This window comes from Arthrobacter sp. JUb119, from assembly GCF_024807995.1.
Classification (GTDB): domain Bacteria; phylum Actinomycetota; class Actinomycetes; order Actinomycetales; family Micrococcaceae; genus Glutamicibacter.
In genome coordinates, this window is record NZ_JANUFE010000006.1 from 164,024 (window position 1) to 189,490 (window position 25,467).

Sequence of the window (25,467 nt, forward strand, 5' to 3'; positions counted from 1 at the left end):
ACTCCGACCAGACAAGAAGTGAGAAAGATGACTGCCCAACTCAACGAGCAGGTTACCGCAGGGGCCATCGGTCGCATCGCGCGCGTGACTGGCCCGGTCGTGGACGTCGAGTTCCCAGCCGACGCACTGCCTGCTATCTACAACGCACTGACCGCTGAGCTGACCCTCAACGGCGAAACCAAGAAGATCACCTTCGAGACCAGCCAGCACCTCGGTGAGGGCCTGGTCCGCGCAGTATCGCTGCAGGCCACCGACGGCCTGGTCCGCGGTGCTTCGGTGACCGATACCGGCGCTGCTATCTCCGTCCCAGTAGGCGACGGCGTCAAGGGCCACATCTTCAACGTTCTGGGCGACGCCCTGGACGTTGACAACTCGGAGATCCAGGTCACCGAGCGTTGGCCAATCCACCGCCAGCCTCCGAAGTTCTCGGAGCTCGAGGGCTCGACCGAAATGCTGGAAACCGGCATCAAGTCGATCGACCTCCTGACCCCGTACATCAAGGGCGGCAAGATCGGCCTATTCGGCGGCGCCGGCGTTGGCAAGACCGTGCTGATCCAGGAAATGATCACCCGTGTTGCACGTAACTTCGGTGGTACCTCGGTATTCGCCGGTGTTGGCGAGCGCACCCGTGAAGGCAACGACCTCTGGGTCGAAATGGACGAGGCAAACGTCCTGAAGGACACCGCACTGGTGTTCGGCCAGATGGATGAGCCACCTGGAACCCGTTTGCGCGTGGCACTGTCGGCTCTGACCATGGCGGAATACTTCCGCGATGTCCAGAACCAGGATGTGCTGCTGTTCATCGACAACATCTTCCGCTTCACCCAGGCCGGTTCCGAGGTGTCGACCCTGCTGGGCCGCATGCCTTCCGCCGTGGGCTACCAGCCGAACTTGGCCGATGAAATGGGTCTGCTGCAGGAACGCATCACCTCGACGAAGGGCCGCTCGATCACCTCGATGCAGGCTGTCTACGTCCCGGCCGATGACTACACCGACCCGGCTCCAGCAGCAACCTTCGCCCACTTGGATGCAACCACCGAGCTGTCGCGTGAAATCGCGTCGCGCGGCCTGTATCCGGCGATCGACCCGCTGACCTCGACCTCGCGAATCCTGGATCCGCAGTACATTGGCCAGGATCACTACGATGTAGCCATCCGCGTGAAGGCCATTCTGCAGAAGAACAAGGAACTGCAGGACATCATCGCGATCCTCGGTATCGACGAGCTGGGCGAAGAGGACAAGATCGTCGTTGCCCGTGCACGCCGTATCCAGCAGTTCCTCTCGCAGAACACCTACACCGCAAAGCAGTTCACCGGTGTCGAGGGCTCGACCGTATCGATCAAGGACACCATCGAAGGCTTCAAGGCCATTTGCGATGGCGAATTGGACCACATTGCAGAGCAGGCGTTCTTCAACATCGGCGGTCTTGACGACGTCGAGCGCCAGTGGGCCGAAATCCAGAAGGCCAGCTAATTATGGCTGAGCTTCAGGTCGAAATCGTCGCGGCTGACCACTTCGTGTGGTCGGGCGCTGCGAAGCTGGTCAAGGCTCGTTCGGTGGACGGCGAGATCGGTGTTCTGCCCGGTCACGTTCCGATGCTGTCCGTGCTTGCCGCTGGGGACCTGGAAATCGAACCGGTTTCCGAGTCCCGCTTCTCGGTCCAGATCGACGGAGGCTTCTTCTCTGTTGATTCGGATCGCGTAGTGATCGTTGCTGACAACGCTGTGCTTGGTACCGCAGCGTAGGCGATGAATTGTTTGAGATAACCGCACCAGTTCTGATCGCGTTGCTGATCCTGATCGGCATCGCCATGTTCTTCGGGGCCATGGCCGTGCGCCGCATCCAATTGCGGCGCACGCTGGGCACCTTCGATGCATCCATCCTGGCGCCTTCGGGCAAATGGATGATGGTCATCGGCCGCTACGGCGGAGCGCATGTGGACCTGTTGCGGTTTTTCTCTGTCTCCCCGGTCCCGAGCTTCGTGATCGAGCGCCGTGGCCTGGATATCACCGGGACACGCCAGCCCACCGATGAGGAAACCTCGCGGATCCCGCCAGGATTCATCATCGTGATGCTGGTGCGCAGCGGTGATGAGCTGCTGCTGGCCATGGACTACCGCGACTACACCGGCTTCTCGGCCTGGCTCGAAGCCGGGCCGATCGCCGGGAGCTGGCAGATCTAGAACTTGATAAAGCAAAACCGCCGTTGCAGATGCAGCGGCGGTTTTCGCGTTCCCTGGCCAGTCAATGCTGGCAGGCAGCGTTGGCAGGCTGGGGAGGCCGCTGCGGATCGCCTGCGTGCTCGGCGCACTGCTCAGCTGCGCGTGGCGGCTTGGGGGAGCACCTCCGGATCCCGGGCACCGCAGCCACCGATCCGGAAACGGCCGGCAGGAACTGCGCTGAGTGCGAAATGCCTGGGCGCGTGGCGCAGGACGTAGTTGACTGTTCCCATGAAACGAACCTTGATCCTTGGCGGCACCGCGTGGCTCGGCCGCGAGCTGGCGCGGCAGCTGATCCGCAGTGGCCACGAAGTCACCTGCCTGGCGCGCGGCAATTCCGGCGAGGTTGCCCAGGGCGCGCAGCTGGTGCGTGCCGACCGGAGCCAGCCCGGGGCCTATGATGCCGTGCAGGGCATCGGATTCGACTCGGTCATCGAGCTGTCCTATGAGCTGCAATGGGTGCACGAAGCGCTGGCGGCCCTGGCCGCGAATGCGCGGCACTGGACCCTGGTTTCTTCCATCTCGGTGTATGCCAGCGCGCAGCTGCCCGGTGCCGGCGAAGACGCGCAACTGCATGAACCGTCCGATCCCGGCGACTACGGGCATGCAAAGGTCCTTGCCGAACGGGCCAGCACGGCGATGGTTGCCGACCGGCTGCTCATTGCCCGTCCGGGGCTGATTGCCGGACCTGGCGATCCCAGCGACCGCTTTTCCTACTGGGTTTCGCGCTTGGCCTTGGCCGGTGCCGGCCAGGTCCTCATCCCGCCAACCGCGGGCCGCCATGTGCAGGTCATCGACGTGCGCGATGCCGCCGCGTGGATTATCGACGCCACCGCGCGTTCGCTGACCGGAACCTTCAACGTGGCCGGAACATCACATGGCTTCGCCCAGTTCCTCAGTACGGCCGCACGGATTGCGGGATTCAGCGGGGAACTGGTCACCGCCCAGGACGCATGGCTGCGCGAACGCCAGGTCAATTACTGGGCCGGGGCGCGTTCGCTGCCGCTGTGGCTTGCGCTGGAGGACCACGGCTTCGCCCAGCGCAGCAACCAGCGGTACGCCTTGGCCGGTGGCCCGGAGCGGGACCTGGAGGACTTGCTTGGCGACGTGCTGGCCGATGAACGGGCTCGCGGACTGGACCGGTCCCGGCGTGCTGGCCTCGGCCGGGCCGAGGAGCTTGAGCTGCTCGGCCAGCTCGGGCGGATCCGGCAGGGCTAGCGCAGTCCGGGATTTTCAGTGGGCTAGAGGTATTCCCCGTTGCGGATCGTCTGGACCAGCTGCAGATTGGCATCCAGGATCAGTGCATCGGCGGCGAAGCCGTAGTGCAGGGAACCGACTTCGTCGGCCAGGCCGATCAGCGAGGCGGGGATGGACGTAGCCGAGTTGACCGCCTGGACCAGTGAGACCCCGGCCTGCACGGCGCGCTGCACGATTTCCAGCAGCGTGCAGGTGCCGCCGGCCAGGGAATTGTCGCTGGCCAGCCGTGCCTGGCCCAGGGCCACATTCACATCCTGCGGGCCGAGGGTGTACTGCCCATCGGCCAAGCCGGTGGCCGCCATGGAATCGCTGACCAGCAAGATGTTCTCCGCACCGACCAAGCGGAAGACCAGGCGCACGGTATCGGGGGACAGGTGCACCCCGTCGGCGATCAGCTCCACGAACGCATTGCGGTTCACCGCCTCTTCCAGGCAGGCGGCCACCGGACCGGGTTCGCGGTGGTGCAGCGAAGGCATGCCGTTGAACAGGTGGGTGACCGTAGGGCGTTCGGTGAAGCCGTCCACCCCGGCGCTGCGCAGCTGTTCGCGGGCAAAGCGCAGGGAATCCGCGGTGATCTGGGCGCTGGCATCGGTGTGCCCCAGCGACGGGACCACGCCGTGGGAGACCAGCTGCTCAACGAGTTCCTCGCTGCCGGCCAATTCCGGAGCGTAGGTCATGGTGCGCAGCTGGCCGCGGCTGGCAGCCACCAGCTCGCTGACGAATTCCGGATCCGGATCCTGCAGGAAGCGCGGGTCCTGGGCGCCGCAGCGGTCTACGGAGAGGAACGGGCCTTCGGCATGGATGCCGGCAATCTGGCCGGCCTCCGCCAGCTCGGCGAGCAGCTCGGCGGCCTCGATCATGGACGAGGGCTCTGCGGTGACCAGCGACGCGAGCAGGGTAGTGGTGCCCGAGCGGTGCAGGTACTCCACCGCTTCGGTGACGCTCGAATGATCCGGTGCCGAGAAGTCCGCGCCGAGGGCGCCATGGCAATGCAGGTCGATCAGGCCCGGGATGATGATGGAGCCGGGGGCTACCTCGCGTACCGGGTAGTCGGCAGCATCGGCCAGGGCGTTGAAGTCATCGCGGTTGCCGGCAAAGCGGATGCGGTCGCCTTCCACGGCGAGCACGCCATCGGTGACCTTGAGGCCATCGGAAATCAGGGTGGCATGAAGGGCGTAGCGCGTCGTAGTCATGTTCCCAGCTTAGAAGAGAGAACGCGTCCAGTCACCGACTCGACGGATTATTTTCTCAGCGGACTTGGCATTTAGCGAACCGGGAACGCAGCAGCCCCAGCGCGCCGGGCGCCTGGCCACGGCAAGGAGCTAGCTGCCCTTGCCCGCAGGATCTTCGGAAGCCGGCGCGTTGCCGGTGGCCAGGGCCTGCAGCGCCTGCAGCGTACTGGTCTTCGTGCCGGAGGCCAGCTGCGCTTCGCGCGCGGAGTGCGCGGCGGCCCGGTTCTGCCTGATGCTGCCGACCCGGTTCTTCATTGACCGGTAGACCCGGCGGAACATGCGGTAGAGGAAGAAGCCGATGGCAATGGCAACGAGTCCGAGCACGGCGGCCAGTACCGGAACCAGCACAGCTGCGAAGACGAGAACCAGCGCGCCAAGATCTTCTGCCAGGCTGCGCACCCATTGGGTGATGGGTTCGGGCACGGCATTGGTCGCCGCGGTCATCGACGATTTGCCCAGGCTCACCGACAGCGCGGAGCCCGCACCGAGCAGTCCGGTGAGGACGGCAACCTCGACTCCCGAATTGGCGCCAAGGCCGATGCCAACCAGGGCGCCGAAAACAGGTCGCAGCCACACCGAGATGGTTTCCATGGACAGATTGAGGAAAGGGATCTTATCCAGGCCGGCCTCGCCGATGGCAAGTACGGCACAGATCGCCAGGACCCACGGATTGGTGATGCTTTCAGGAATCTGCCGTGCCGCAGAAGCGATCATGTCAGGTGCGGTATCGGGGATCACGAGTCCCGCGATGCCCAGGGCCAATACCGTGAAATACGGCCGCAGGCCCGCAGCGGAACCGCTGCCAATGGCCATGAGCGAAGCTGTCAGCGGATCCAATGGACCTCCCGAGCCTGGCGGCCCGGGCCGTGCGGCACCGAGCGCTTTTGGTAGAGGAGATCAGACTAGCAGTCGGGATGCAGTTTTCTGCAGGGCCAAGCTAAGGCTGCCAGGCAGCAGCATCCGGCCGGAGGCGGATGCGCCAGGGCCAGGCAGCCCGGGGAGGACCCGCAACCCTAGAAGAGGCGTCCTGCCGAGTCGTCGACTCCGCGCATTGCGTCGTAATCCAAGGTGAGGCAGCGGATGCCGCGGTCTTCGGCCAAGGTGCGGGCCTGCGGCTTGATCTGCTGGGCGGCGAAGATGCCGGTAACCGGCTTGAGCAGCGGATCGCGGTTCAGAAGCTCCAGATAGCGGGTCAGCTGTTCCACTCCGTCGATATCGCCACGGCGCTTGAGCTCTACGGCAACCGTGGCGCCCTTGGCATCACGGGCCAGGATATCCACCGGACCGATGGCGGTCATGTATTCACGGCGGACCAACTGGTGGCCAGCGCCGAGCAACTCGATCTGCTCGGCCAGCAGGCGCTGCAGGTCGGCTTCGACGCCATCCTTGATCAGCCCCGGATCGGTGCCCAGGATGTGGGCCGAGTCGTGCTCGAAGCTATGGAAGTGGATGGTCAGCTTGTCATCGGTCTTCGCACTGGACACGGTCCAGGTAGCGGTGGCACCCAACGCAGCGGCGTCCTCATCGGGATCTGCCTCACGCAGGATCAACGGCGGATTCATCCAATTCAGCGGCTTGTAGCTGCCGCCGTCCGAGTGGATGAGTACCGAGCCGTCGGCCTTGACCATGATCAAGCGGGTCGCCAACGGAAGGTGGGCTCGAAGACGGCCCTCGTAATCAACTGAACACTTCGCTACCACTAAACGCACCCCACACACTTTACTAGCTGGTTGCGACTTGTGCCGGGAGATACGGCATGATTAAAGACATGCCACGTTCCAACCGCCCGCGCCGCTCCAAGAATTCCCGACCCGCCCAAGGCCGGAAATCCGGCTCCGGCTACGGTTCCGGGGATGAAGAGCAGGGCTACGGTTCGGGCCAGGAAGAGTGGATGCAGCGTGCCCGCTTCGGCGTGGTGCTGCGCCAGGATGCCCCCGACGGCCAATGGCATGTGCGCAAGATTGCGCCGATGAACGCCAACAAGCCCTATTCCTGCCCGGGGTGCCACCGTTCCATCGGAGTTGGAGTTGCCCATGTTGTTGCCTGGCGCGCGGACCACTGGTCGGGCGATGACGCCGCGGCCAACGCGCGCCGCCACTGGCATCCGCACTGCTGGGAAACCCGTTCCTACCGCTACTAGGCCAGCTGCCTGGAGGGGCAGGTGCTAGCGGCGGTCCTGCCGGGCGATGAAGACTTCGCGCAGCAGGATCATGGCGCTGGCTGCCACCGGGATGGCCATGAGCGCACCGGTGACCCCGGCCAAGGTGCCGCCGGCAATCACCGAGATCACCGCGACCGCGCCGGGCACTGCCACCGCACGGCGCATGATGCGCGGCGAAACGAAATACGCCTCGACTTGCAGGTAGCCGAAGTAGCACACCGCGTAGATCAGGGCGGTCTGCCAGCCCAGTGACAATGTCACCAAGGTAACCAGCACGCCGGCGATCACCCCGCCGACCAATGGGATGAAGGCCAGCATCGCCACCAGCAAGGTGAGCAGCGCGGTGAATGGAACACCCAGAATGCTCATCAGCACCAGCGCCACCAGGCAGTTCAGTATGGCCACGGTGGCTTGGCCCATCACGTAATTGCCCACGGAGCGGGTAATGCGCACGGTCAATTCGGCCACGCGGTCGCGTTTGGAGCGCGGGGCCAGGCGCAGCGAGAAGCCCATCATCCCTGGCAGGGAAGCCAGGAAGTAGATGGCCAGCACCAGCACGATCAGCACGCCGAACATGGACTGGGCGACGGTCTGCGATACGCCCAGGACGCCGCCGAACACATTGGTCACCGCGCCCGAATCGCCAAAGAAACGGTCGACCTCGGTAGTGATGCGCTGGGAAATCGCGTATTGCCGGTCGATTTCCCGGACCCAATCGCTATTGAGGAAATCATCCACGATTTCAGGCGCCCGCGTGATGAAGGCGGTGATCTGGTTGACCAGGGTAGGGATGATCAAGGCCATGAAGCCGCCGAAGATCGCCAGCAAGCTGACCATGGTCGCGGCCACGGCCAGCGGACGGGTCATTCCCTTGCGCATCATGAAGCGCACAATCGGATCAAGGCCCAAGGCGATGAACAGCGCAATGGCAATCCAGGTCATCAGCGAACCGACGTTGGTCAGCAGGTAGTAGCCGCCCAGGGCGATGCCCACGCCAATGGTGCCCAAGAAGCCCATGGAAATAGGGTGCAGCGCCGGAATCGGTTCCGGCGAGCCATCCAGCGGATGCTCCGGTTCCTCGCCCAGGGCCGCACTGCGCTGCGGGGTGTTGAGCATCTTGCCCACGCGTTCGGCGATCTTCTTGGACCAGCCCTCGCGGGACGGATTAGCGCCCGTCGGCGCAGCGCCCGGATAACGGGCCTGCGCGCTGGCGGCCGCAGGTGATTCCGGTTGGGAATTGCCCTCATGAGGCTGGGAATGCGCTGTGGATTCCGGGCCGGAGGTTGCCGGCCCGGAAGAGCGATCCGAAGCGTCGGAACGCTGCTCGGGTACGTGCTTATCGCGATGCGGGTGCGGCTGATCAGGCTCCATGGGTCAGAGCATATCGCGCATCGGCCACTGTTAAGTGGTTCAAGACACCGTGCTGTTGCGTTGTTGAGCCAGTTCACAGGCGAGGATCGGAACCATGATCGGCCGCAACTCGTTAGACTTGTCAAAGAACAGCTGTGAGACGTAGGCGAATAGGTGAACTTGTGCGAAAAGTAATCTCCGTGATCGCGATGCTGCTGGGGGCCGCGGCCCTGGTAGTCGGCATCGGACAGAAGACCTTTTGGGCCCCGCCCGAAACGGTGACCGCGAGCATGCCGCAACTAGCTGATGAGGCACCGCTGACCTTGATTGAATCCTCGGTCAACGACCCCAAGCTGGACCCGGTGGAACTGGTGATCAAGTCGAAGGGTGAATTCACTGCTTCCTTGGGCCGCGACTATGACGTCGAGGCGTGGATCGGCGATGCATCGCATGTATCGGTCACCGGCATCGACACCGAAAACCACAAGATGATCGCCGAGCACGCCAAGGGCAAGGCCGATGCGCCTAATCCCGCCGGTGATGACATCTTCTTCGACTCGCAGACCGCGGATCAGACCATGACCTACCGCTGGACCGCTCCGGATTCCGGCGACTGGTCCTTGCTGCTGGCCGCAGGCGGAAAGGATGCCGCTCCGGTGGATATCTCGGTAACCTACGCGAACGACGACGCCATGCCATTTGCCCTGCCGCTGATCATTGCCGGCTCGCTGCTGCTGGTCTTCGGACTGGCCCTGCTGGTCATGCGCCCGGGCAAGCCGAAGAGCGGGGCGAACACCCAGCACTCGGTCGCCGCCGTGGCCGTGGTGGCCCTGGCGATCTCCGGTGTTTCTCTGCCCATGGCGCCAAGCGACGAGTCCAGCGCCAAGCCTTCGGAATCCGAGCAGAAGTCGCAGGACGCCAAGGCGTCCGATGATGCCAAGGGCTCCGAGTCCGCCTCTTCCTCGGTTGGAGAAGTATCCAGCTTCCCGGTCATCACCGAAGAGCAGCTCAAGCGCGTTCTGGCTGATGCCCAGAAGCAGGTAGCCAAGGCCGATGAGAAGAGCGACGCCAAGGCCCTGGAACCACGCACCGCCGGTGCGTTCAAGTACCTGCGCGATAAGCGCTACGACATGCTCAAGGAGAAGTTCGAGGTAGACAAGCCGCTGGCGCTCAATACCCAGGTCATCCGCTCGGCCGCTGTGCCGAATGCGAATGAAGCCAAGTTCCCCCGCGTAATCTCCGTGGTGACCGCGAAGAACAATGATGCCGACACCCTGCCGCAGGCGCTGACCCTGGTGCAGGCCAACGCCCGCGATAACTTCAAGGTGGTCTTCGCCGGCCAGATGCTGCCGAACTCCACCTTCCCGGGCATCGCCGTTGGCGACCCGTCGACCAAGCAGCTTGCTGCCAACGCCGAGGGCCTGCAGATGACCCCGGAGAAGGCCCTGGAAGCACTGGGCAAAGTGCTGACCGATGGCAATGCCAAGGACAAGGACAAGTTTGCCGAATCGGACTTCATCAAGGCGGTGCACGCAGCCCAGAAGGATGAGTCCAAGGAAGCCAACGAGGCGGACGTCAAGTACAACCGCACGGTCACCAAGGGCGACACCAAGGTGGTTTCCACCCCGGATGGCGGAGCGATTGTTACCGGCAAGCTGAACAACAAGGCGCTCTTCGTGCGCACCGAAGACGCTGACCCGCTCAAGAGCACCGACAAGCTGACCGAACAGCTGCTGGGATCCAGCTCCTCGAACGGCGACGTGGAAAGCACCTACGCCGAACCGGTGATGTTCTACCTGCCAGCCGACGGTTCCAAGGACAAGATCCAGCTGATCTCTGCAAGCCAGATCCTGCTCGATGTGAAGGAAGTTGACTAACCCCCATGACTGATCAGAACATTCCCTCAACCCGCGGTGCGGTAGATCTCTCCGCCCTGGCCAGCCAAGGCCCGGAAGCTACCGGCAGCATGCCGGCTGGTCCGGCAAGCTGGACCACCAATCTGGATGAGGCTGCGTTCCAGCAGTTCGTCGGCATGTCCCAGCAGGTACCTGCCATCGTTTCCCTCGGCTCGCCTCGCGTGCAGGTCTCGGCAGACCTGGATGCGACGCTGCGCAAGCTGGTGGATGCCAAGGGCGGCAAATTCATCCTCGGCCTGGTGGATGCGGAAACCTACCCGCAGATCGCCCAGGCCTTCCAGGCCCAGCAGATCCCGATGGTGGTGGCGCTGATCAAGGGCCAGCCGGTGCCGCTGTTCCAGGGTCCTGCCGAGGAACAGCAGATTGTCCAGGTTTTCGCACAGCTTGAACAGCTCGCAGTCCAGCAGGGCATGAGCGGTACCGCCCCGGCATTCTCCGGGCAGGCCGGCGAACCTGAACCAGAGCTGCCGCCGCTGCACCAGAAGGCCGTGGACGCCATCGATGCCGGGGACTACGCCGCCGCCGAGGCCGCCTACCTGGAAGCGTTGAACGAGAAGCCGAACGACAAGGACGCGCAGATCGGCGTGTACCAGGTTCGACTGCTCTCGCGTACGCACAACCTGGATCTGAACAAGTCCCGCGAGCAAGCCGCGCAGAACCCTGAAGACATCGCAGCCCAGCTGGATGTAGCAGATCTGGACGTGGTGGGCGGGCATGTCGAAGATGCCTTCGCCCGACTGGTTTCGCTGATCTCCCGCCTGGCTGATGAAGACCGCGAGCGGGTCCGCCGTCGCCTGATTGAGCTCTATGCGGTAATCGGCAACAGCGATCCACGCGTGGCTGCCTCGCGGCAGAAACTGGCACGCGTACTCTTCTAGGCTGACGTCCAGGGACTGGACCAAGCAGTTCAACCGCCGTGGCCCAGGGTTTTTCCCTGGGTCGCGGCGGTTGTCTTAGACCTGGGTTTAACTCCAAAGGATGATGCGTTCTGACTAGGGGCATTGCTAGCCTTAAGCTATGAATCAGATCGCACTGGACATTCGGGGTCTTGCCAAGCAATTCGGCGCCAAGATTGCCGTGAACAACGTCAGCCTGCAAGTTCCTGCGGGTTCCTTCTACGGTCTTGTCGGACCCAATGGTGCCGGCAAGACCACCATGCTTTCCATGGCCACTGGATTGCTGCGCCCGGATTCAGGCCAAGCGCTGGTCAACGGCGTGGATATCTGGGCTGATCCGCAAGCGGCCAAGGCCACGTTGGGAGTCCTGGCTGATGGCGTGCGCCAGTTTGACCGGCTGACCGGCCGCCAGCTGGTGACCTACTCGGGATTGCTGCGCGGCATGGAACGCGCAGAAGTTGCCCAGCGTACCGAAGACCTGCTGCGCGTGATGGATTTGCTCGATGACGGCGACAAGCTGGTGGTGGACTACTCGGCCGGCATGACCAAGAAGATTTCCTTGGCTACCGCGATGATCCACTCGCCAAAGCTGCTGGTTCTGGACGAGCCGTTCGAGGCGGTGGACCCGGTATCTGCGGCGAATATCCGCGACATCCTGAATAACTACGTTGAATTCGGCGGCACCGTCATCGTTTCCTCGCATGTGATGGACCTCGTCCAGCGCATGTGCACGCATGTCGCGGTCATTTCCGATGGCATGCTCAAGGCGCAGGGCACCGTGGATGAAGTCCGCGGCGGCATGAGCCTGGAAGATCGCTTCGTCGATCTGGTGGGCGGCCGCGCCAATAATGAGGGGCTGTCATGGTTGCGCACGTCCTAAGCCTGAAACTGCGCTTGCTCGCCAACGGCTTCAAGCGCTCCGTCGGCCAGCTCATCGGCGTCATTATCGGTGGCCTGTACGCACTGGGCATGATCACCATGCTGACCTTGGCCATGTGGTTTACCGCCGGCGATATTCCTTTCCAGAGCGAAATCTTCACCCTGATCGGCTCGGCCGTGGTGCTGGGCTGGGCCATCATCCCGCCGCTGCTGACCGGTGTTGACCTCACCCTGGAACCTTCACGCTTTGTCCACTTCGGGATTCCGGAAAAGACCTTGGGGCCAGCGCTGGTGCTGGCTGGCTTCATCTCGATTCCCGCGGTGCTGACCATTGCGGGCCTGCTCGGCGCCTCGCTGATGTGGCGCTTCGATGCGGGCGCGCTCATGCTGGCCCTGCTGGCAGCGGTGGCGACCGCGGTGATGGCGATTCTTCTTTGCCAGTATCTGGTGATCATGGCGACCGCACTGCGGGCCAAGCGCCGATTCCGTGAATTGACCTTCGTGCTGCTGTTCGTGGTGCTCATCGCCTTGGGGCCGATCGTGACCTCGGCATTGGCTGCCGCGCAGAGCATGAGCGACTGGATCCAGCCGATTGCCTCGGTCTTGGGCTACACCCCGTTGGGTGCCTTTGCCGCGATTCCCGGGGCTTTTGCCTCGGCGCACTACGGCCAGATGGCGATCCATCTGGCGCTGGGCTTGCTCTATCTTGGCGGACTCTACCTGCTGCTGGCTCGAGCTACCGCCAAAGCCACGGTGACCCCGCCGCCAGAGCAGCGCGCTGCCACGGCCAAGGGGCTGGGCTTCTTCAAGTTGATGCCGGCCACGCCAACGGGCGCAGTGGCTGCCCGCGCACTGACCTACTGGTTCAAGGATCCGCGCTATGCCATTGGCGTGCTCATTGTGCCGATGCTGCCGTTGCTCTTCTGGTTCACCGGCAACCAGACCGGCAGCTACGTGATGATGTTCCTGCTGGGCCCGTTGATCGGCATCTTGATGGGCTTCTCCATCTCGGCCGACATTTCCTATGACAACACCGCCTTTGCGCTGCACGCGCTGACCGGTATTTCCGGACGTGCTGATCGGGCAGGGCGAGTGCTGTCCTGTTTCCTGATTGCCATCGTTCCGGTCCTGGCGGCGGCCATTTTGCCGGGCCTCATCTCCGGTGCGCTGTGGCGCATCCCGGGAGACCTGGGCCTGTCACTGGCGGGGCTGCTCATCGCGTTGGGCGTCGCGTCGGTGTCCTCGGCCCGCTACACCTATTCGGTGCCGCTGCCGGGTGATAACCCGATGAAGACCCCTCCGGGCAATGGCATGCGCATTGCGCTGACCCAGCTGGGAATCATGCTTGCCATGGGCCTCCTGCTGATCCCGGTTCTCATTCCCTACATCATCGGCTGGGTGAAGCAGTCGCAGTCCTTCGGCTTCATCACCTTGGGCGCGGGCCTGGCCGTGGGTATCGGGCTGATGCTCGGCGGCATTGCCCTCGGTGGCAAATGGTACGAAAAGCGCACTCCTGAGCTGATGCAGTCGGTCATCCTCAATAAGTAGGCGCAGCAGCCGAATTGCTGCCTCCGGCCGTCTAGCGGGACGCTGTTTTCCGCTAGGCGGCCGTTTGCCTGCCTTGGGTGCAAGGAGGTTCACAGGATATTGATCGGGTCGCGCCCAATTGGCGCAATATCGACTTCCAACGGCACCGCAACGCATCGCAAGAACATTGAAAAATGGTTGTTGACTTGCAGCGAGGAAGAAATCGATGGGGCGGCCTAGTGCAGCGCGGCAAAGTCAATGTGGACAAGCTCCCATGCTTGCCACGCGGACAGCAGTGGCAATCCGTATTAGACTTGGAGGCATGGTGGAACAGTCTGAAGAAACCCGCGGTGGCACTGCCACGATTGAACGTACCGAGACAACCCAGAGTGTCGAGGCCGGAGATCATGAGCGTTTTGCTCACTACGTGCAGAAGGAAAAGATCATGGAGTCGGCAATGACCGGCGACCCAGTGATCGCTCTGTGCGGCAAGGTCTGGACGCCAGGCCGAGATCCGCAGAAGTTCCCGGTATGCCCCGAGTGCAAGGAAGTCTACGACTCCATGATGGGGTAGTGCTGCGAATGAACTAGCACTACTTCACACAATGCACGCGGCCGGGAAAAGGTAAATGACCGAGACACTCTTTGATTTTGGCGACAAGCTTCCACTAGAAGACAAGCTGCCGGTAGCGTATCCGGAACGTGCGGCTTGGGGAACTGGGCCGAAGCTGCGTGCCTGGCAGGCCGAGGCCTTGGCTCTGTACTTCGATACGGAGCCCAAGGACTTCATGGCGGTGGCGACCCCTGGCGCAGGTAAGACCACCTTCGCGCTGCGCCTGGCCAAAGTGCTGATCGACTCGGGCAAGATCAACCGCATGATCGTTGTCGCGCCCACCGACCACCTGAAAAAGCAGTGGGCGGATGCGGCGGCGCGTGTGGGCATCTCACTGGACCCGAACTACAAGAACTCCGACGGCCGGCACGGCTCGCACTACATGGGCGTGGTGGTGACCTATGCCCAGGTCTCGCTGAAGCCCGCGGTGCACCGCGCGAAAACTGAAGATGCCCGCACCCTGGTGATCATGGATGAGGTCCACCACGCCGGCGATGCCCTGTCCTGGGGCGATGGCATTCGTGAAGCATTCGAACCGGCTACCCGGCGGCTTGCCCTGACCGGTACCCCATTCCGTTCCGATGCGGCCCCGATTCCTTTCGTGCAGTATGTGGACGAGGGCGATGGCATTCGCCGTTCCAAGGCGGACTACACCTACGGCTACGGCAGCGCCCTGGCCGACCACGTGGTCCGTCCGGTGCTGTTCATGGCCTATTCGGGCAATATGCGCTGGCGTACCTCCGGCGGCGAGGAGATGGAAGCAAACCTCGGCGAAGGCTTCACCAAGGATGTCACCGCCCATGCCTGGCGTACCGCGCTGGATCCGCACGGCGACTGGATCCCGTCGGTGCTGCAGGCCGCTGACCGGCGGCTCTCGGAAGTCCGCCGCACCGTGAAGGACGCCGGCGGCCTGATCATCGCCACGGACCACGAGGACGCGCGCGGCTACGCGGCCCAGCTCGAAGCGATCTGTGGCGAGAAGGTCACCACCATTCTTTCCGATGACCCCAAGGCATCGCAGAAGATCGACGATTTCTCCGAATCCGACGCGCGCTGGATGGTTGCGGTGCGCATGGTGTCCGAAGGCGTGGACGTTCCGCGTCTCTGCGTGGGCGTTTATGCGACGTCCACCTCCACTCCGTTGTTCTTCGCCCAGGCGGTCGGCCGCTTCGTGCGTAGCCGCAAGCGCGGCGAGGTGGCTTCGGTCTTCCTGCCCTCGGTGCCGATCCTGATGGCCTTGGCCAACGAGATGGAAGTCGAACGCGACCACGCCTTGGACCGTGAAGGTTCCAAGGACGAAGACGGGCTGGACGATTCGCTGCTGGAAGCGGCGAACAAGGAAGACAAGGCCAGCGACGAGCTGACGCGCAACAAGTTCGAGGCGCTGAACTCGCAGGCCTCCTTTGACCGCGTGCTCTTCGACGGCGGCGAATTCGGTACCGGCGCCGACATCGGCAGTGAAGAAGAACTCGGCTTCCTGGGGATCCCGGGCCTGCTGGATACCGAACAGGTTTCCGAGCTGCTGCGCAAGCAGCAGAACAAGCAGATTTCCAAGGGCGGCACCAAGCCCGAGCCGGTCTCGGATCACCGCCGCATGATGGAGCTGCGCACCAAGCTGTCGAAGAACGTCTCGGCATGGGCCGCCCGCACCGGCACCCCGCACGGGCAGATCCACAACAAGCTGCGCAGCGTCTGCGGCGGGCCTGCCGTGCCGCAGGCTACTGCTGACCAGCTGCAGGCGCGCATTGACAAGCTGCAGGACTGGTTCGTCGGGCGAAAATAGGTTCCACGAGAGAACGGCTTTGCCCCTGACCGGAAAATTCGGTCAGGAGCAAAGCCGTTTCTGCTTTCCGGGGGATCATCAACCCAGCGAAATCACCGTTACCCCGGCTGCCCTCAGTTCCTCGCGTATCGCCGGCAGATTCTCCGGCGAGACTGCTGCGGTCAGCGGAGAAATGATGGTCGTGGTGAATCCTGCTTCAGCTGCATCGAAGGCGGTCGCCTTTACGCAATGATCCGCGGCGAGCCCTACGACATCTACAGAGTCAATGCCTCTGGCCTTGAGCCATGGACCTAGCAGTTCTCCGCTTTCATCAGCCTGGTCAGCCGATGGATCCAGCACTCTGGCTTCGAAACCCGAATAGGCTGCGGTGAAGCGCCCCTTGGCGAAGTGCGCATCCAGGGGCACCTCGGCGAGCTGCGGATGCAGGGCGGCGCCAGATGTTCCGGCGACACAGTGCACCGGCCAGGAATCAATGAAGTCGGGGGTTTCCGAGAAATGATTCCCGGGCTCGATATGCCAATCCTGGGTGGTGACGATTGCCGAGTAGGCATCGCGGCGTTCGGCAATATCCGCGGCAATGGCCGTTGCGACGGCGTTGCCGCCGGTCACGGCCAGGGCTCCGCCTTCGCAGAAGTCGGGTTGGACATCAATGATCAACAGGGCTCTGCTCATCGCTGCCTCCTGGCTGGGGGAAGTGTAGAGATTGGAAAACTGCGGACCGCAGGATCCTTGAATCTGGATCCTACGTCCCGCAGCTGGGATTTTCGTGTGTTCGACTAGTCCTGGATCATGACGGTCGGGATGACCGGTTCGCCACGCTGCATCTTGCGTGCCACGCCTGGCAGTTCCTGGACCGATGCGAAGTGGCGCTCGGTGGCGAGCTTGACGCCAGCTGCACCCACGTACGCCTGATCGATCTCGCCATGGCGCACCAACGGGACCACCAGATCCCGCTCGGGGCCGCCGGTGGTGTACTCGGAAGTGGAGACGATTTCAGCGACAGCGCGGTTGCGTTCATTGAGCTGGCGCACCGCGTACTTGCGCCCGCCCACGCTGGCCTTGTTCGCCGCGGCCTTGGCGACCGGAATCCATTGCCCCGAATCGTCTTGGCGGGCAACCAGCTTGTAAACCATCGACGCGGTCGGATGGCCGGAGCCGGTGACCAATGCCGTGCCGACGCCATAGGCGTCAACCGGGGCGCTGGCCAGGGCGGCGATCGCGTACTCGTCGAGGTCCGAGGTCACGGTGATCTTGGTGTTCCAGTTGCCCAGGTCATCAAGCAGCTCGCGAACCCAGCCTGCCTGCTGCACCAGGTCGCCCGAGTCCAGCCGGACTCCGCCTAGTTCCGGACCCGCAACTTCAACCGCGGTGCGTACGCCCTTCTCCACGTCGTAGGTATCCACCAGCAAGATGGTGTCCTTGCCCAGCGAGGCAACCTGCGCTTCGAAGGCGGCGCGCTCGGTGTCGTGAAGCAGGGTGAACGAGTGGGCCGAAGTGCCAACGGTCTTCAAGCCATAGCGGGCACCGGCTTCCAAATTGGACGTTGAAGTGAATCCGGCAATCATGGCGGCCCGCGCGGCAGCCACTGCTGATTCCTCATGGGTGCGGCGCGAGCCCATCTCGATACATGGGCGTTCGCCGGCCGAGGCGATCATTCGCGATGCCGCCGAAGCGATGGCCGAATCATGGTTCATGACCGAGAGCAGGAAAGTCTCGATAACGCAGGCTTCAGCGAAAGTCGACTCCACGGTCAGCAGCGGCGAATTCGGGAAGTACAACTCGCCCTCGGCGTAGCCGGAGATGCTGCCGGTGAAGCGGAAGTTCTCCAGGTACTTGATGGTTTCCGCGTTGACTACCTTGTTGTCGCTGAGGAAACGCAGCTGTTCGTCATCGAAGCGGAAGTTTGCCAACCCTTCGAGCACGCGACCAGTACCTGCGACCACGCCATAGCGCCGGCCCTCGGGCAAGCGGCGAGCGAATGCCTCGAAGACAGACGGGCGGTGAGCTGCACCGGATCCCAGCGCTGCTTGGAGCATGGTCAGCTCATAGTGGTCGGTGAAGAGACTGGTGCGCATGTGACGCTCCTGATGATCGGAAAAGGCCTTATACGGTGCTGCTTGGGAAAGCAGACCGGTTTTACTGTATAACGGCTCACGCTCAAGGTGATATTTGCCGTGTCCGGTGTTGCGTTCAGCTTCCAAGCGTAAAATGGAAGCCATGACCGCAATGCCCGATGTACTTTCCGAATTTGAAACCCTGGTATCCCAAGACAAGCCCTGGCGCTTGGTCGTGTGGAATGATCCAGTGAACTTGATGAGCTACGTATCCTACGTGTTCCGTTCCTACTTTGGTTTCAGCGCGGAAAAAGCCGAGAAGCTCATGCTGCAGGTGCACCATGACGGCTTCTGCACGGTGCGCAGCGGCAGCCGCGAAGCTATCGAATCCGATGTGCAGGCAATGCACGGATTCGGCCTGAACGCAACGATGACCCAGGGAGCCTGAACGTGGCGAAGGCCTTCAAGAACGGTTCCAAGGGCATTACCGGAACACTGCACTCCGCAGAACGAAAACTGATCCGCGAACTCTTCGGCGATGTCATTGGAATGCTCGAGGAGCGTGCGCAGCTGCACCAGCTGCCCGAAGATGTTGATCCGCTTTACGCCCTGACCGGCATGCGGCCCGAGTCCATGGACCTGCCGCCGGTTTCCGATCCAGCGCTGGCCAGGCTGCTGCCGGATGCCAGCGATGACGCAGTGGCCGCCGCGGAGCATCGCCGGCTGACCGAAGCCGACCTGATCGCGCAAAAGGTTGGCCGCCTGCGCGAGGCCCAGATGCTGCTGGACACCGAAAAGCTGGTCTTGGACAAGGACACCGCGACGCGTTTTGCCCAAGCGCTGAACGACGTGCGCCTGGTGCTCGCAGAGCGCCTGGAAATCCGCAGTGAAGAGGATTCGGCCCGGGTCGCAGAGGTGCTCGATGCATCCGAGGTGAACACCCCGGACGAATACATGTCCTTGGTGTACAACCTGATTTCATGGGTCCTCGATACCCTGATGGCTGCACTGATGGATGCGGAGTTCTAATCCATGAATTCCTACTTTGCTACCGGGCAGGTCTCGGCCCCGGAGGCCAATACCCCCATCGGCATTTTCGACTCGGGCGTTGGCGGGCTGACCGTGGCCCGCGCGATCATTGACCAGCTGCCGGGCGAATCGCTGATCTATGTGGGGGATACCGCCAACTCTCCCTATGGCCCGCTGCCCATTGCCCAGGTTCGGGCCAATGCGCTGGGGGTGATGGATGAGCTGGTAGATGGTGGCGTGAAGCTGCTGGTGATTGCCTGCAATTCGGCCTCTGCCGCAGTGCTGCGCGATGCTCGCGAGCGCTATACCGCGCGCTATGGCATCCCGGTCGTCGAGGTCATCCAGCCGGCGGTGCGCCGTGCGGTAGCCGGCACGAAGAATGGCAAGATCGGCATCATCGGCACCCAGGCGACTGTTGGTTCACGCGCCTACGAGGACGCCTTTGCGGCCGCGCCGAACCTGCAGGTCTCCACCGTGGCCTGCCCGCGCTTCGTGGAGTTCGTGGAGTCCGGCATTACCGCCGGTGCCGAGCTGCTGGAGATCGCGCAGGAATACCTGGCGCCGCTGCAGGCCGCCGATGTAGACACCCTGGTTCTGGGATGCACGCACTATCCGTTGCTGACCGGCGTGATCTCCTATGTCATGGGGGATTCGGTCAGCTTGGTTTCGAGTGCCGAGGAAACGGCAAAGGACGTTTTCCGGGCGTTGACCCGCCATGCCCTGGTGCGCAACGACGGCGCCGCGGCGCGTCATGAGTTCCTAGCCACAGGCAACGCTGATAGCTTTGGTGTACTGGCTCGCCGATTCCTCGGACCCGAGGTGCTGCAGGTGCGCCACGTGGACCATGTAGCCGCCCACTATCCGACCGGAGCTATTTCGCGGATTACCCCGCAGATGATTGCCGCGTCGAAAGCGAGTAACGAATGAAGCTGACCATCATTGGATGCACCGGGTCATTCCCAGGGCCGGGATCGCCCGCTTCCTGCTACCTGGTGTCGGCCTTTGATGGCACGCGCGACTGGAAGATCCTGCTGGATCTGGGCTCCGGCGCGTTGGGCGTGCTTCAGCGTTACACCGATTTAAAAGACATTGACGGGATCATGATTTCCCATCTGCATCCGGATCACTGCATGGACCTTTGCGGTTTGCATGTGGCGATTCGCTGGGATCCGACGGGCTGGGGCCGGGACCGGATGCTGGTGCACGGTCCGGAAGATACCGCCGAACGCATTGAAACGGCCTACTCCCTGCCCGATGGCGACACCATGGCCAAGGACTACGACTTCCAGGTCTGGAAATCCTTGCAGCCGGTGAACATCGGTCCCTTCACCATCACTCCCTACCCAGTGCGCCACCCGATCAAGGAAGCCTACGCGCTGCGCGTGGAAGCGCACGAGCCGGGGCCCGACGGCGAGCTGCTGACCAGCGTGCTGACCTATTCCGGGGACACCGACAGCTGCGATGGCCTGGTTGAGGCAGCCCGCGGCGCTGACATGTTCCTGTGCGAAGCGGCCTTCGAAGAGGGCCGCGATGACCATATCGACGGCGTGCACCTGACGGGCAAGCGTGCTGGCGAAATGGCGACCGCGGCCGGTGCCGAGCGCATGCTGCTGACGCACATTCCGGTATGGACCGACATTAACAAGGTAGTCGAAGAAGCCAAGGAAACCTACGACGGCGGGATCGCTGTTGCCGTTTCCGGGGTGACTTACGGCGTGTACTCCGGCAGCCTGAAGGAAGACAAGGACCCGGCCCTGTTCAAGGGGGAGCGCGGTACCGACTACCTGAAGACCCGTACAGGCACCATGCCGACCATCAAGTACGAGAAGACCCGCAAGTTCCCCTTGCTCAAACGCAAGAAGTAGGCACGCGGAACCGGAGAAAAGCACTGGCGGACAGGAAGAAATATCCTCTGCGCCGGTGCTTTTCGCGTTCCCGGAAGCAGCCTAGCCGGCGCCGTGCTTGGCGCCCCAGGGCTTGTCGTATTTGCTGGCCAGTCGGGTCAGGGCCAATGCGGCGACCAGCAGTCCCACGTCGCGCAGGGCGACATCGAGGAAGACGCCCATCGAGACCAGATTGACGATGATGCCCAGCAGCCACAGTGACAGCACATAGCTCGCGTAGCGCGGCTTGATGATCATCGATGCGGCGGCAACCAGTTCCACCACGCCAACGAAATGCATGGCGGTTTGCGCGGAGAACGGCATGATGTCAATGATCCACGGGGCCAGGTATTCCGGCCAGTAGGTCATGACGTTCGCGAACTTGTCCAGTCCCATCAGCAGGGGCAGGACGACAAATCCAATGCGCAGGATCCAGAATGCGCTCAACGACGGGTCGGTGTTGACTCGTGCAGCTGTTGTTGCCCGTATGTGCGAGACCGGATGCTTCTCGCTCCATGAGGCGCTCATGGCGATCACCCTCCAAAGGTTTGAACGTATACCCAGAATTCGCCTCTCGGGCCTATTTGTCAATATCCATTGTTGATAGAATTCTGGCATGTCGACAAAACTGAGCTTGCAACAAGATGCGGTCCTCAGATCGCTCAACGATCCGGTTCGGCGGCGACTTTTCGAATTCATTTCGCAAAGCCCGCAACCGGCAGGACGCGACGCGGCATCCAAGGCCGCAGGAATCAGCCGGACCCTGGCCGCCTACCATCTGGACCGGCTGGCAAGCGCAGGATTGCTGGCGGTGACTTTCGCGCGGCCGGAGGGCAAAAACGGTCCGGGGGCCGGGCGCACCGCGAAACTTTACGCGCTCGCCCAAGAGGAAGTCTCCGTGAGCTTGCCAGCGCGCAATTACCGCCTCTTGGGCAGCTTGCTGGCCAACGCGGCCAGTGCCGATGCCTCGGGGGTTGTGCTCCAGGCGCTGCGTCAGGCGGCACGAGGCGAGGGGCAGAATCTGGGGCAGGCCGGTGACGGGCTCGTGCCGCTGCTGGACGAGCTGGGCTATGCGCCTGAAGCAGACGAGCGAGGAGAGATCTCCATGGGGAACTGCCCCTTCCATCTGGTCGCGCAGCAGCAGACCGAACTGGTCTGCTCCATGAACTATGAACTGGTTTCAGGCGTCTTGGAGGGGTGCCAGTTGGATTGCAGCCGGGCCGAGCTGAGCCCGCGTCCCGGGCGATGCTGCGTTGTGGTGCATCCTCAGTAGCTGCCAAGGATGCGCCACGAGGTGCATTTCACCGTAACTCGCGGGTTCACCCGTACAGATCGCGCGGTGCGCGTGGTTAGGATGGAAGCATGACTTTACGCGCTGACGGCCGAGGAGCCGCGCAACTTCGAGACATTACCATCACCCGTGGCTGGTCCGCTCAGGCCGAAGGCTCGGCGCTGATCGAATTCGGCAACACCCGCGTGCTGTGCACCGCGTCCTTCACCGAGGGCGTGCCACGCTGGCTCAAGGGCGAAGGCACCGGCTGGGTCACCGCTGAATACGCGATGCTCCCACGTGCTACCAACACCCGCAACTCCCGCGAATCGGTCAGGGGTAAGCTCTCGGGCCGCACCCATGAGATTTCCCGCCTGATCGGCCGCTCGCTGCGTGCCGTCGTGGACACCAAGGCCCTGGGCGAAAACACCATCGTGCTGGACTGCGACGTCCTGCAGGCCGACGGCGGCACCCGCACTGCCGCCATCACCGGTGCCTACGTGGCACTAGCAGAAGCAATTTCCTGGGCCCGTTCGCAGGGCATCGTGAAGGCCAACGCCAAGGTGCTCACCGACTCGGTCGCCGCGATCTCGGTGGGCATCATCGATGGCACCCCGATGCTGGACCTGCCCTACGAGGAAGATGTTCGCGCCGAGACCGACATGAACGTCGTGGTCACCGGATCCGGCGACTTCGTCGAGGTCCAGGGCACCGCCGAAGGGGTTCCATTCAAGCGCAAGGAGCTGGATGCCCTGCTGGACCTGGCCCTTGGCGGTACCAACGAGCTGGCCGAGATCCAGCGTGAAACCCTGAGCAGCACCAAATGAGCAAGCCGGTACTGGTGCTTGCCTCGCGCAACCAGGGCAAGCTGCGCGAATTGCGCGAATTGCTGCGCGGGCAGGTGCCGGGCTTGGATGTTGACAGCCAGGTCATCGACGCCGCCACCGCTGGGGCTGCCGATCCGGTTGAAGACCAGGTCACCTTCCAGGGCAATGCGCTGAAAAAGGCCCGCGAGATCTCGGCATCCACCGGCCTGGTGGCGCTGGCCGATGATTCCGGTTTGAGCGTGGATGTGCTCGGGGGAGCGCCGGGAATCTTCTCGGCGCGCTGGTCCGGGGTGCACGGCAATGACGAAGCGAATATCGATCTGCTGCTCGGGCAGCTCGGCGATATTGCTGCCGAGCACCGCGCAGCGCAGTTCGTCTGCGCCGCGGCACTGGCTACCCCAGAGGGTGCCGAGCACGTGGAACTGGGCAAGGTCGAAGGCGTGCTGCGCACCGAGCGTGCCGGCGAGCATGGGTTCGGCTATGATCCGATCTTCGAACCGGCCGGTGCCGGCAAGTCCATGGCCCAGCACACTCCGGAGGAGAAGAACGCGATCTCGCACCGGGCTCGCGCCTTCGCCGCGTTGCTGCCCAGCATTATCGACGAGGTCACCAAGGCCTTGGCCAAGTAGCCTCCAAGTCCTGGATAGAACAAGAACGCCAGCAAATCCTGAAACGGATTTGCAGGCGTTCTTGCGCTAGTGCGGGAAGTTCTCGCCGGACCGTGCCAGGGCCAGGTAGGGCCGCTCGTCGAACTCGGTCACCAGGTATTGGGTTTCGCATGCGCGGCACTGCCACTGTGCGGGAGGCCCCACAGGCATCATGCAGCCAGCGGTGACGTACTCGTCGTCATCGGGCATGAAGCTTGGCATTCCCCAGATGATCTTCAGCGGATTGCGTTCCCCGCATTCCGGGCAGGCAGGCTTCGCGAACTTCCGGAGCTGTTCCAGGGTTGGCTGGTGGGCCATGTCGTGGCAGCCACGGCAAAGCAGCACCACCTCATCGGCATGGTCCTGGATCTCCCAACGCAGGCCGTTGTGATGGCTCTGCGGCAGGTGGACCTCGGGCCTGGCAGAAATATCCCGATCGCAGATTTCGCAAGCAAGCGGTTCATACGGTGAAGCCTTCTGGAGGATGGCCACTACGCCCAGCACCTCATTGGCCTTCGCAGGCTGCGAGGGAGTGCAAGGTCCGGCGGTGACGAATATCGGGCGGGGGCGTTCGAGAAGATCCCCGATGCTGCCCAGAAGCTTCTGGGCAAGGGAATCTGCCAAATACTGCGAGCGTCCTGGAAGTTCTGCGCCGATCATGGACTCGAGCTCAGCCACGGAGATCGGGTCGGTGAAGGTCGCCAAATTGGTGAAGGTGAGCCGCTCCGCCTCATCCGCTTCGGTGATTTCAAGGCTGGCAATCAACGCTGGAGTGCCCTCCAATGCCGTCAGGACGAGATCGCCTGCCCGCAGGGGTTCCTCCAAATTCCAGCGGAATGACTCGTTCTCCTGCCCCAGGGCCGCCGCGGAAGCCAGTGCATTTGCCTGGCGGCACCAATATACCGGCTGGCCCTTCGTGCCGGTGAGCAGTGCGCGATTCAATGCCGCTTGGTTCGGGCGGCGCAAGGGGTAGTCCAGGATATTGCGGCCGGGACGCTGCATGGTGCCAGCGCGCGAGTCCTGGATTCTGGCGATCAGCTCGCGCCGGGTAGCGCGGGCCATTTCTTCACCGGTGGATTCGGGGAAAAGCACCTTGTACAGCCCGAGCAGGATCTGGCGATCCAATGCTCCGAGAAGCGGATCCGGAGCCTCAAGGCGATTGAAAAGTTCTTGCATGGTCCCTCCCATAAAGGCCTGCAATCCGTGGATTGCGGTCATTGCCCAGCGTGCGATCACTATTTTCCTGGGCCAGATACTGCAAATTATTCGTAGCCATCGCCAGCCCTTCCCGGTTTCGGGTTGCGCCATGCGTTGTCTCGGTCTGCAGCTCCATTTCCGTGCTCACCACGGTGAACGCACCATCGCCGGTGCCCGTTCCAGGCAGCCCCGTCGACAGTTCCCAGCATAGATAGCGAGGCGGACAGTTTGGGGTACCGGATTTTCCGTGGATATTTTGCCGCCCCGCTATTGCACAGAACCGAACGAGGTTCTATGGTTAGTTACATGAGTAACTAACCCACTAACTAACCTAGTGGAAATGAGCACGGAGAGGAGCCAGCATGATTGATGATTCAAAACCGATCTTCTTGCAGATTGCTGAGCTGATTGAGAACGACATCATCTCTGGTGTTCTTGCAGAAGAAGCGCAAGTTCCATCAACCAATGAATTCGCAGCGTTCTACCGGATCAATCCGGCCACAGCAGCCAAGGGAATCAACCGGCTCGTGGAAGACGGACTGCTCTACAAGAAGCGGGGGATCGGCATGTTCGTCACCGAAGGTGCACCGCGGCGGCTGCGAGAACAGCGCCGCGAGAAATTCCAACAGCAATTCATCACCCCATTGACCGCAGAAGCCTCCAAGCTGGGCATTGGCCTGGATGAGCTGGTCGCCATGATCAAGACCGGTTCGGATTCTTGAAACATC

27 protein-coding genes and 1 pseudogene are annotated in these 25,467 nt (G+C 62.7%); 19 read left to right on the forward strand and 9 right to left on the reverse strand.

What is annotated here, in order from left to right:
* The first annotated feature begins 27 nt into the window (after positions 1-27).
* From atpD to M2368_RS15790, 3 genes are read left to right on the forward strand one after another with little or no spacing between them, the layout of a single operon-like run.
* Entirely contained in the window at positions 28-1,473 is a 1,446-nt protein-coding gene (gene atpD, locus M2368_RS15780) for a F0F1 ATP synthase subunit beta (protein WP_133834459.1), read from the forward strand.
* Positions 1,474-1,475: 2 nt separating this feature from the next.
* Positions 1,476-1,745 (forward strand): F0F1 ATP synthase subunit epsilon, encoded by a 270-nt coding sequence (locus M2368_RS15785; RefSeq protein WP_038990466.1) that lies wholly within the window; start codon positions 1,476-1,478, stop codon positions 1,743-1,745.
* Positions 1,746-1,753: 8 nt separating this feature from the next.
* On the forward strand, positions 1,754-2,182 hold the full coding sequence (locus M2368_RS15790) for a DUF2550 domain-containing protein (protein WP_105658413.1): 429 nt from the start codon (positions 1,754-1,756) through the stop codon (positions 2,180-2,182).
* 131 nt (positions 2,183-2,313) lie between these two features.
* Here the strand turns inward: M2368_RS15790 and M2368_RS15795 are convergent, their stop codons facing one another.
* On the reverse strand, positions 2,314-2,451 hold the full coding sequence (locus tag M2368_RS15795) for a hypothetical protein (RefSeq protein WP_181148912.1): 138 nt from the start codon (positions 2,449-2,451) through the stop codon (positions 2,314-2,316).
* Between M2368_RS15795 and M2368_RS15800 the strand changes: the two genes are divergently transcribed.
* Positions 2,450-3,436 (forward strand): NAD-dependent epimerase/dehydratase family protein, encoded by a 987-nt coding sequence (locus M2368_RS15800; protein WP_483561362.1) that lies wholly within the window; start codon positions 2,450-2,452, stop codon positions 3,434-3,436. The genes M2368_RS15795 and M2368_RS15800 overlap by 2 nt on opposite strands.
* Positions 3,437-3,459: 23 nt before the next feature.
* On the opposite strand, the gene nagA is transcribed toward M2368_RS15800, so the two are convergent.
* From nagA to nucS, 3 genes are all read right to left on the reverse strand, one after another.
* A complete protein-coding gene (gene nagA, locus M2368_RS15805) occupies positions 3,460-4,668 on the reverse strand; it encodes an N-acetylglucosamine-6-phosphate deacetylase (RefSeq protein ID WP_402697275.1) in 1,209 nt (402 codons plus the stop codon).
* 129 nt (positions 4,669-4,797) lie between these two features.
* A complete protein-coding gene (locus M2368_RS15810; protein WP_146112977.1) occupies positions 4,798-5,544 on the reverse strand; it encodes a DUF4126 domain-containing protein in 747 nt (248 codons plus the stop codon).
* Between the two features lie 176 nt (positions 5,545-5,720).
* Positions 5,721-6,416 carry an endonuclease NucS gene (nucS, locus tag M2368_RS15815; RefSeq protein WP_105662590.1) on the reverse strand — a complete coding sequence of 232 codons (696 nt, stop codon included), beginning with the start codon at positions 6,414-6,416 and terminating at the stop codon, positions 5,721-5,723.
* A gap of 59 nt (positions 6,417-6,475) precedes the next feature.
* Between nucS and M2368_RS15820 the strand changes: the two genes are divergently transcribed.
* Complete coding sequence (locus M2368_RS15820; RefSeq protein ID WP_402697277.1) at positions 6,476-6,847, forward strand: Rv1322 family protein; 372 nt, start codon at positions 6,476-6,478, stop codon at positions 6,845-6,847.
* Positions 6,848-6,871: 24 nt separating this feature from the next.
* Here M2368_RS15820 and M2368_RS15825 read toward each other — a convergent pair whose 3' ends face one another.
* Positions 6,872-8,239 carry an AI-2E family transporter gene (locus M2368_RS15825; RefSeq protein ID WP_105662591.1) on the reverse strand — a complete coding sequence of 456 codons (1,368 nt, stop codon included), beginning with the start codon at positions 8,237-8,239 and terminating at the stop codon, positions 6,872-6,874.
* A 161-nt stretch (positions 8,240-8,400) separates the two neighbouring features.
* On the opposite strand from M2368_RS15825, the gene M2368_RS15830 reads away from it, so the two are divergent.
* The 6 genes from M2368_RS15830 (at position 8,401) to M2368_RS15855 (ending at position 15,832) form a co-directional block, all read left to right on the forward strand.
* Complete coding sequence (locus M2368_RS15830) at positions 8,401-10,095, forward strand: hypothetical protein (RefSeq protein ID WP_402697280.1); 1,695 nt, start codon at positions 8,401-8,403, stop codon at positions 10,093-10,095.
* Positions 10,096-10,100: 5 nt separating this feature from the next.
* Positions 10,101-11,012: a co-chaperone YbbN gene (locus M2368_RS15835; RefSeq protein WP_105662593.1), complete on the forward strand. Its 912-nt coding sequence runs from the start codon at positions 10,101-10,103 to the stop codon at positions 11,010-11,012.
* Positions 11,013-11,151: 139 nt separating this feature from the next.
* Positions 11,152-11,910, forward strand: a complete 759-nt coding sequence (locus M2368_RS15840) for an ABC transporter ATP-binding protein (RefSeq protein ID WP_105658422.1) — start codon at positions 11,152-11,154, stop codon at positions 11,908-11,910.
* On the forward strand, positions 11,892-13,457 hold the full coding sequence (locus M2368_RS15845) for a transporter (protein WP_105658423.1): 1,566 nt from the start codon (positions 11,892-11,894) through the stop codon (positions 13,455-13,457). The genes M2368_RS15840 and M2368_RS15845 overlap by 19 nt, the downstream gene beginning before the upstream one ends.
* Before the next feature lie 301 nt (positions 13,458-13,758).
* A complete protein-coding gene (locus M2368_RS15850) occupies positions 13,759-14,010 on the forward strand; it encodes a DUF3039 domain-containing protein (RefSeq protein WP_105658424.1) in 252 nt (83 codons plus the stop codon).
* 55 nt (positions 14,011-14,065) lie between these two features.
* Positions 14,066-15,832 (forward strand): DEAD/DEAH box helicase, encoded by a 1,767-nt coding sequence (locus tag M2368_RS15855; RefSeq protein ID WP_105658425.1) that lies wholly within the window; start codon positions 14,066-14,068, stop codon positions 15,830-15,832.
* Positions 15,833-15,910: 78 nt separating this feature from the next.
* On the opposite strand, the gene M2368_RS15860 is transcribed toward M2368_RS15855, so the two are convergent.
* Complete coding sequence (locus M2368_RS15860; RefSeq protein ID WP_105658426.1) at positions 15,911-16,504, reverse strand: isochorismatase family protein; 594 nt, start codon at positions 16,502-16,504, stop codon at positions 15,911-15,913.
* Positions 16,505-16,608: 104 nt separating this feature from the next.
* Positions 16,609-17,907, reverse strand: coding sequence for a nicotinate phosphoribosyltransferase (locus M2368_RS15865; protein ID WP_105662594.1), 1,299 nt, complete (start codon positions 17,905-17,907; stop codon positions 16,609-16,611).
* A 142-nt stretch (positions 17,908-18,049) separates the two neighbouring features.
* Here M2368_RS15865 and clpS point away from each other — a divergent pair, with 142 nt between their 5' ends.
* The 4 genes and pseudogenes from clpS to M2368_RS15885 all read left to right on the forward strand — a co-directional run.
* On the forward strand, positions 18,050-18,334 hold the full coding sequence (clpS, locus tag M2368_RS15870; RefSeq protein WP_105658428.1) for an ATP-dependent Clp protease adapter ClpS: 285 nt from the start codon (positions 18,050-18,052) through the stop codon (positions 18,332-18,334).
* A 2-nt stretch (positions 18,335-18,336) separates the two neighbouring features.
* Positions 18,337-18,915, forward strand: a complete 579-nt coding sequence (locus M2368_RS15875) for a DUF2017 domain-containing protein (protein ID WP_105662595.1) — start codon at positions 18,337-18,339, stop codon at positions 18,913-18,915.
* 3 nt (positions 18,916-18,918) lie between these two features.
* A complete protein-coding gene (murI, locus tag M2368_RS15880) occupies positions 18,919-19,842 on the forward strand; it encodes a glutamate racemase (RefSeq protein WP_105662596.1) in 924 nt (307 codons plus the stop codon).
* Positions 19,839-20,633 (forward strand): annotated as a pseudogene (locus tag M2368_RS15885) (MBL fold metallo-hydrolase); the annotation flags it as partial. The gene murI and the pseudogene M2368_RS15885, both read left to right, overlap by 4 nt.
* A gap of 228 nt (positions 20,634-20,861) precedes the next feature.
* Here the strand turns inward: M2368_RS15885 and M2368_RS15890 are convergent.
* Positions 20,862-21,326, reverse strand: a complete 465-nt coding sequence (locus M2368_RS15890) for a hypothetical protein (protein WP_286134697.1) — start codon at positions 21,324-21,326, stop codon at positions 20,862-20,864.
* 88 nt (positions 21,327-21,414) lie between these two features.
* Here M2368_RS15890 and M2368_RS15895 point away from each other — a divergent pair, with 88 nt between their 5' ends.
* The 3 genes from M2368_RS15895 (at position 21,415) to rdgB (ending at position 23,524) form a co-directional block, all read left to right on the forward strand.
* The gene (locus tag M2368_RS15895) at positions 21,415-22,071 is read left to right on the forward strand and encodes a helix-turn-helix transcriptional regulator (protein ID WP_498724697.1); all 657 of its coding nucleotides are present in this window, start codon (positions 21,415-21,417) and stop codon (positions 22,069-22,071) included.
* An 89-nt stretch (positions 22,072-22,160) separates the two neighbouring features.
* On the forward strand, positions 22,161-22,895 hold the full coding sequence (gene rph / locus M2368_RS15900) for a ribonuclease PH (RefSeq protein ID WP_498724698.1): 735 nt from the start codon (positions 22,161-22,163) through the stop codon (positions 22,893-22,895).
* The gene (gene rdgB, locus M2368_RS15905) at positions 22,892-23,524 is read left to right on the forward strand and encodes an RdgB/HAM1 family non-canonical purine NTP pyrophosphatase (RefSeq protein ID WP_105658434.1); all 633 of its coding nucleotides are present in this window, start codon (positions 22,892-22,894) and stop codon (positions 23,522-23,524) included. The genes rph and rdgB overlap by 4 nt, the downstream gene beginning before the upstream one ends.
* A gap of 66 nt (positions 23,525-23,590) precedes the next feature.
* Here the strand turns inward: rdgB and M2368_RS15910 are convergent, their stop codons facing one another.
* Complete coding sequence (locus M2368_RS15910) at positions 23,591-24,718, reverse strand: HNH endonuclease signature motif containing protein (RefSeq protein ID WP_332488199.1); 1,128 nt, start codon at positions 24,716-24,718, stop codon at positions 23,591-23,593.
* A 383-nt stretch (positions 24,719-25,101) separates the two neighbouring features.
* Here M2368_RS15910 and M2368_RS15915 point away from each other — a divergent pair, with 383 nt between their 5' ends.
* Positions 25,102-25,461 (forward strand): GntR family transcriptional regulator, encoded by a 360-nt coding sequence (locus tag M2368_RS15915; RefSeq protein WP_181148913.1) that lies wholly within the window; start codon positions 25,102-25,104, stop codon positions 25,459-25,461.
* Positions 25,462-25,467 lie beyond the last annotated feature (6 nt).

What these genes read in the sequence shown, in the direction of transcription:
- atpD (WP_133834459.1), top strand. Translation starts at nt 28, where the DNA reads ATGACTGCCCAACTCAACGAGCAGGTTACCGCAGGGGCCATCGGTCGC.
- M2368_RS15820 (WP_402697277.1), top strand. Translation starts at nt 6,476, where the DNA reads ATGCCACGTTCCAACCGCCCGCGCCGCTCCAAGAATTCCCGACCCGCC.
- clpS (WP_105658428.1), top strand. Translation starts at nt 18,050, where the DNA reads ATGACCGCAATGCCCGATGTACTTTCCGAATTTGAAACCCTGGTATCC.
- M2368_RS15910 (WP_332488199.1), bottom strand. Translation starts at nt 24,718, where the DNA reads ATGCAAGAACTTTTCAATCGCCTTGAGGCTCCGGATCCGCTTCTCGGA.
- M2368_RS15890 (WP_286134697.1), bottom strand. Translation starts at nt 21,326, where the DNA reads ATGAGCGCCTCATGGAGCGAGAAGCATCCGGTCTCGCACATACGGGCA.
- M2368_RS15785 (WP_038990466.1), top strand. Translation starts at nt 1,476, where the DNA reads ATGGCTGAGCTTCAGGTCGAAATCGTCGCGGCTGACCACTTCGTGTGG.
- murI (WP_105662596.1), top strand. Translation starts at nt 18,919, where the DNA reads ATGAATTCCTACTTTGCTACCGGGCAGGTCTCGGCCCCGGAGGCCAAT.
- M2368_RS15835 (WP_105662593.1), top strand. Translation starts at nt 10,101, where the DNA reads ATGACTGATCAGAACATTCCCTCAACCCGCGGTGCGGTAGATCTCTCC.
- M2368_RS15825 (WP_105662591.1), bottom strand. Translation starts at nt 8,239, where the DNA reads ATGGAGCCTGATCAGCCGCACCCGCATCGCGATAAGCACGTACCCGAG.
- M2368_RS15865 (WP_105662594.1), bottom strand. Translation starts at nt 17,907, where the DNA reads ATGCGCACCAGTCTCTTCACCGACCACTATGAGCTGACCATGCTCCAA.
- M2368_RS15860 (WP_105658426.1), bottom strand. Translation starts at nt 16,504, where the DNA reads ATGAGCAGAGCCCTGTTGATCATTGATGTCCAACCCGACTTCTGCGAA.
- M2368_RS15800 (WP_483561362.1), top strand. Translation starts at nt 2,450, where the DNA reads ATGAAACGAACCTTGATCCTTGGCGGCACCGCGTGGCTCGGCCGCGAG.
- M2368_RS15850 (WP_105658424.1), top strand. Translation starts at nt 13,759, where the DNA reads ATGGTGGAACAGTCTGAAGAAACCCGCGGTGGCACTGCCACGATTGAA.
- M2368_RS15855 (WP_105658425.1), top strand. Translation starts at nt 14,066, where the DNA reads ATGACCGAGACACTCTTTGATTTTGGCGACAAGCTTCCACTAGAAGAC.
- nagA (WP_402697275.1), bottom strand. Translation starts at nt 4,668, where the DNA reads ATGACTACGACGCGCTACGCCCTTCATGCCACCCTGATTTCCGATGGC.
- rph (WP_498724698.1), top strand. Translation starts at nt 22,161, where the DNA reads ATGACTTTACGCGCTGACGGCCGAGGAGCCGCGCAACTTCGAGACATT.
- M2368_RS15840 (WP_105658422.1), top strand. Translation starts at nt 11,152, where the DNA reads ATGAATCAGATCGCACTGGACATTCGGGGTCTTGCCAAGCAATTCGGC.
- M2368_RS15915 (WP_181148913.1), top strand. Translation starts at nt 25,102, where the DNA reads ATGATTGATGATTCAAAACCGATCTTCTTGCAGATTGCTGAGCTGATT.
- M2368_RS15795 (WP_181148912.1), bottom strand. Translation starts at nt 2,451, where the DNA reads ATGGGAACAGTCAACTACGTCCTGCGCCACGCGCCCAGGCATTTCGCA.
- rdgB (WP_105658434.1), top strand. Translation starts at nt 22,892, where the DNA reads ATGAGCAAGCCGGTACTGGTGCTTGCCTCGCGCAACCAGGGCAAGCTG.
- M2368_RS15845 (WP_105658423.1), top strand. Translation starts at nt 11,892, where the DNA reads ATGGTTGCGCACGTCCTAAGCCTGAAACTGCGCTTGCTCGCCAACGGC.
- M2368_RS15895 (WP_498724697.1), top strand. Translation starts at nt 21,415, where the DNA reads ATGTCGACAAAACTGAGCTTGCAACAAGATGCGGTCCTCAGATCGCTC.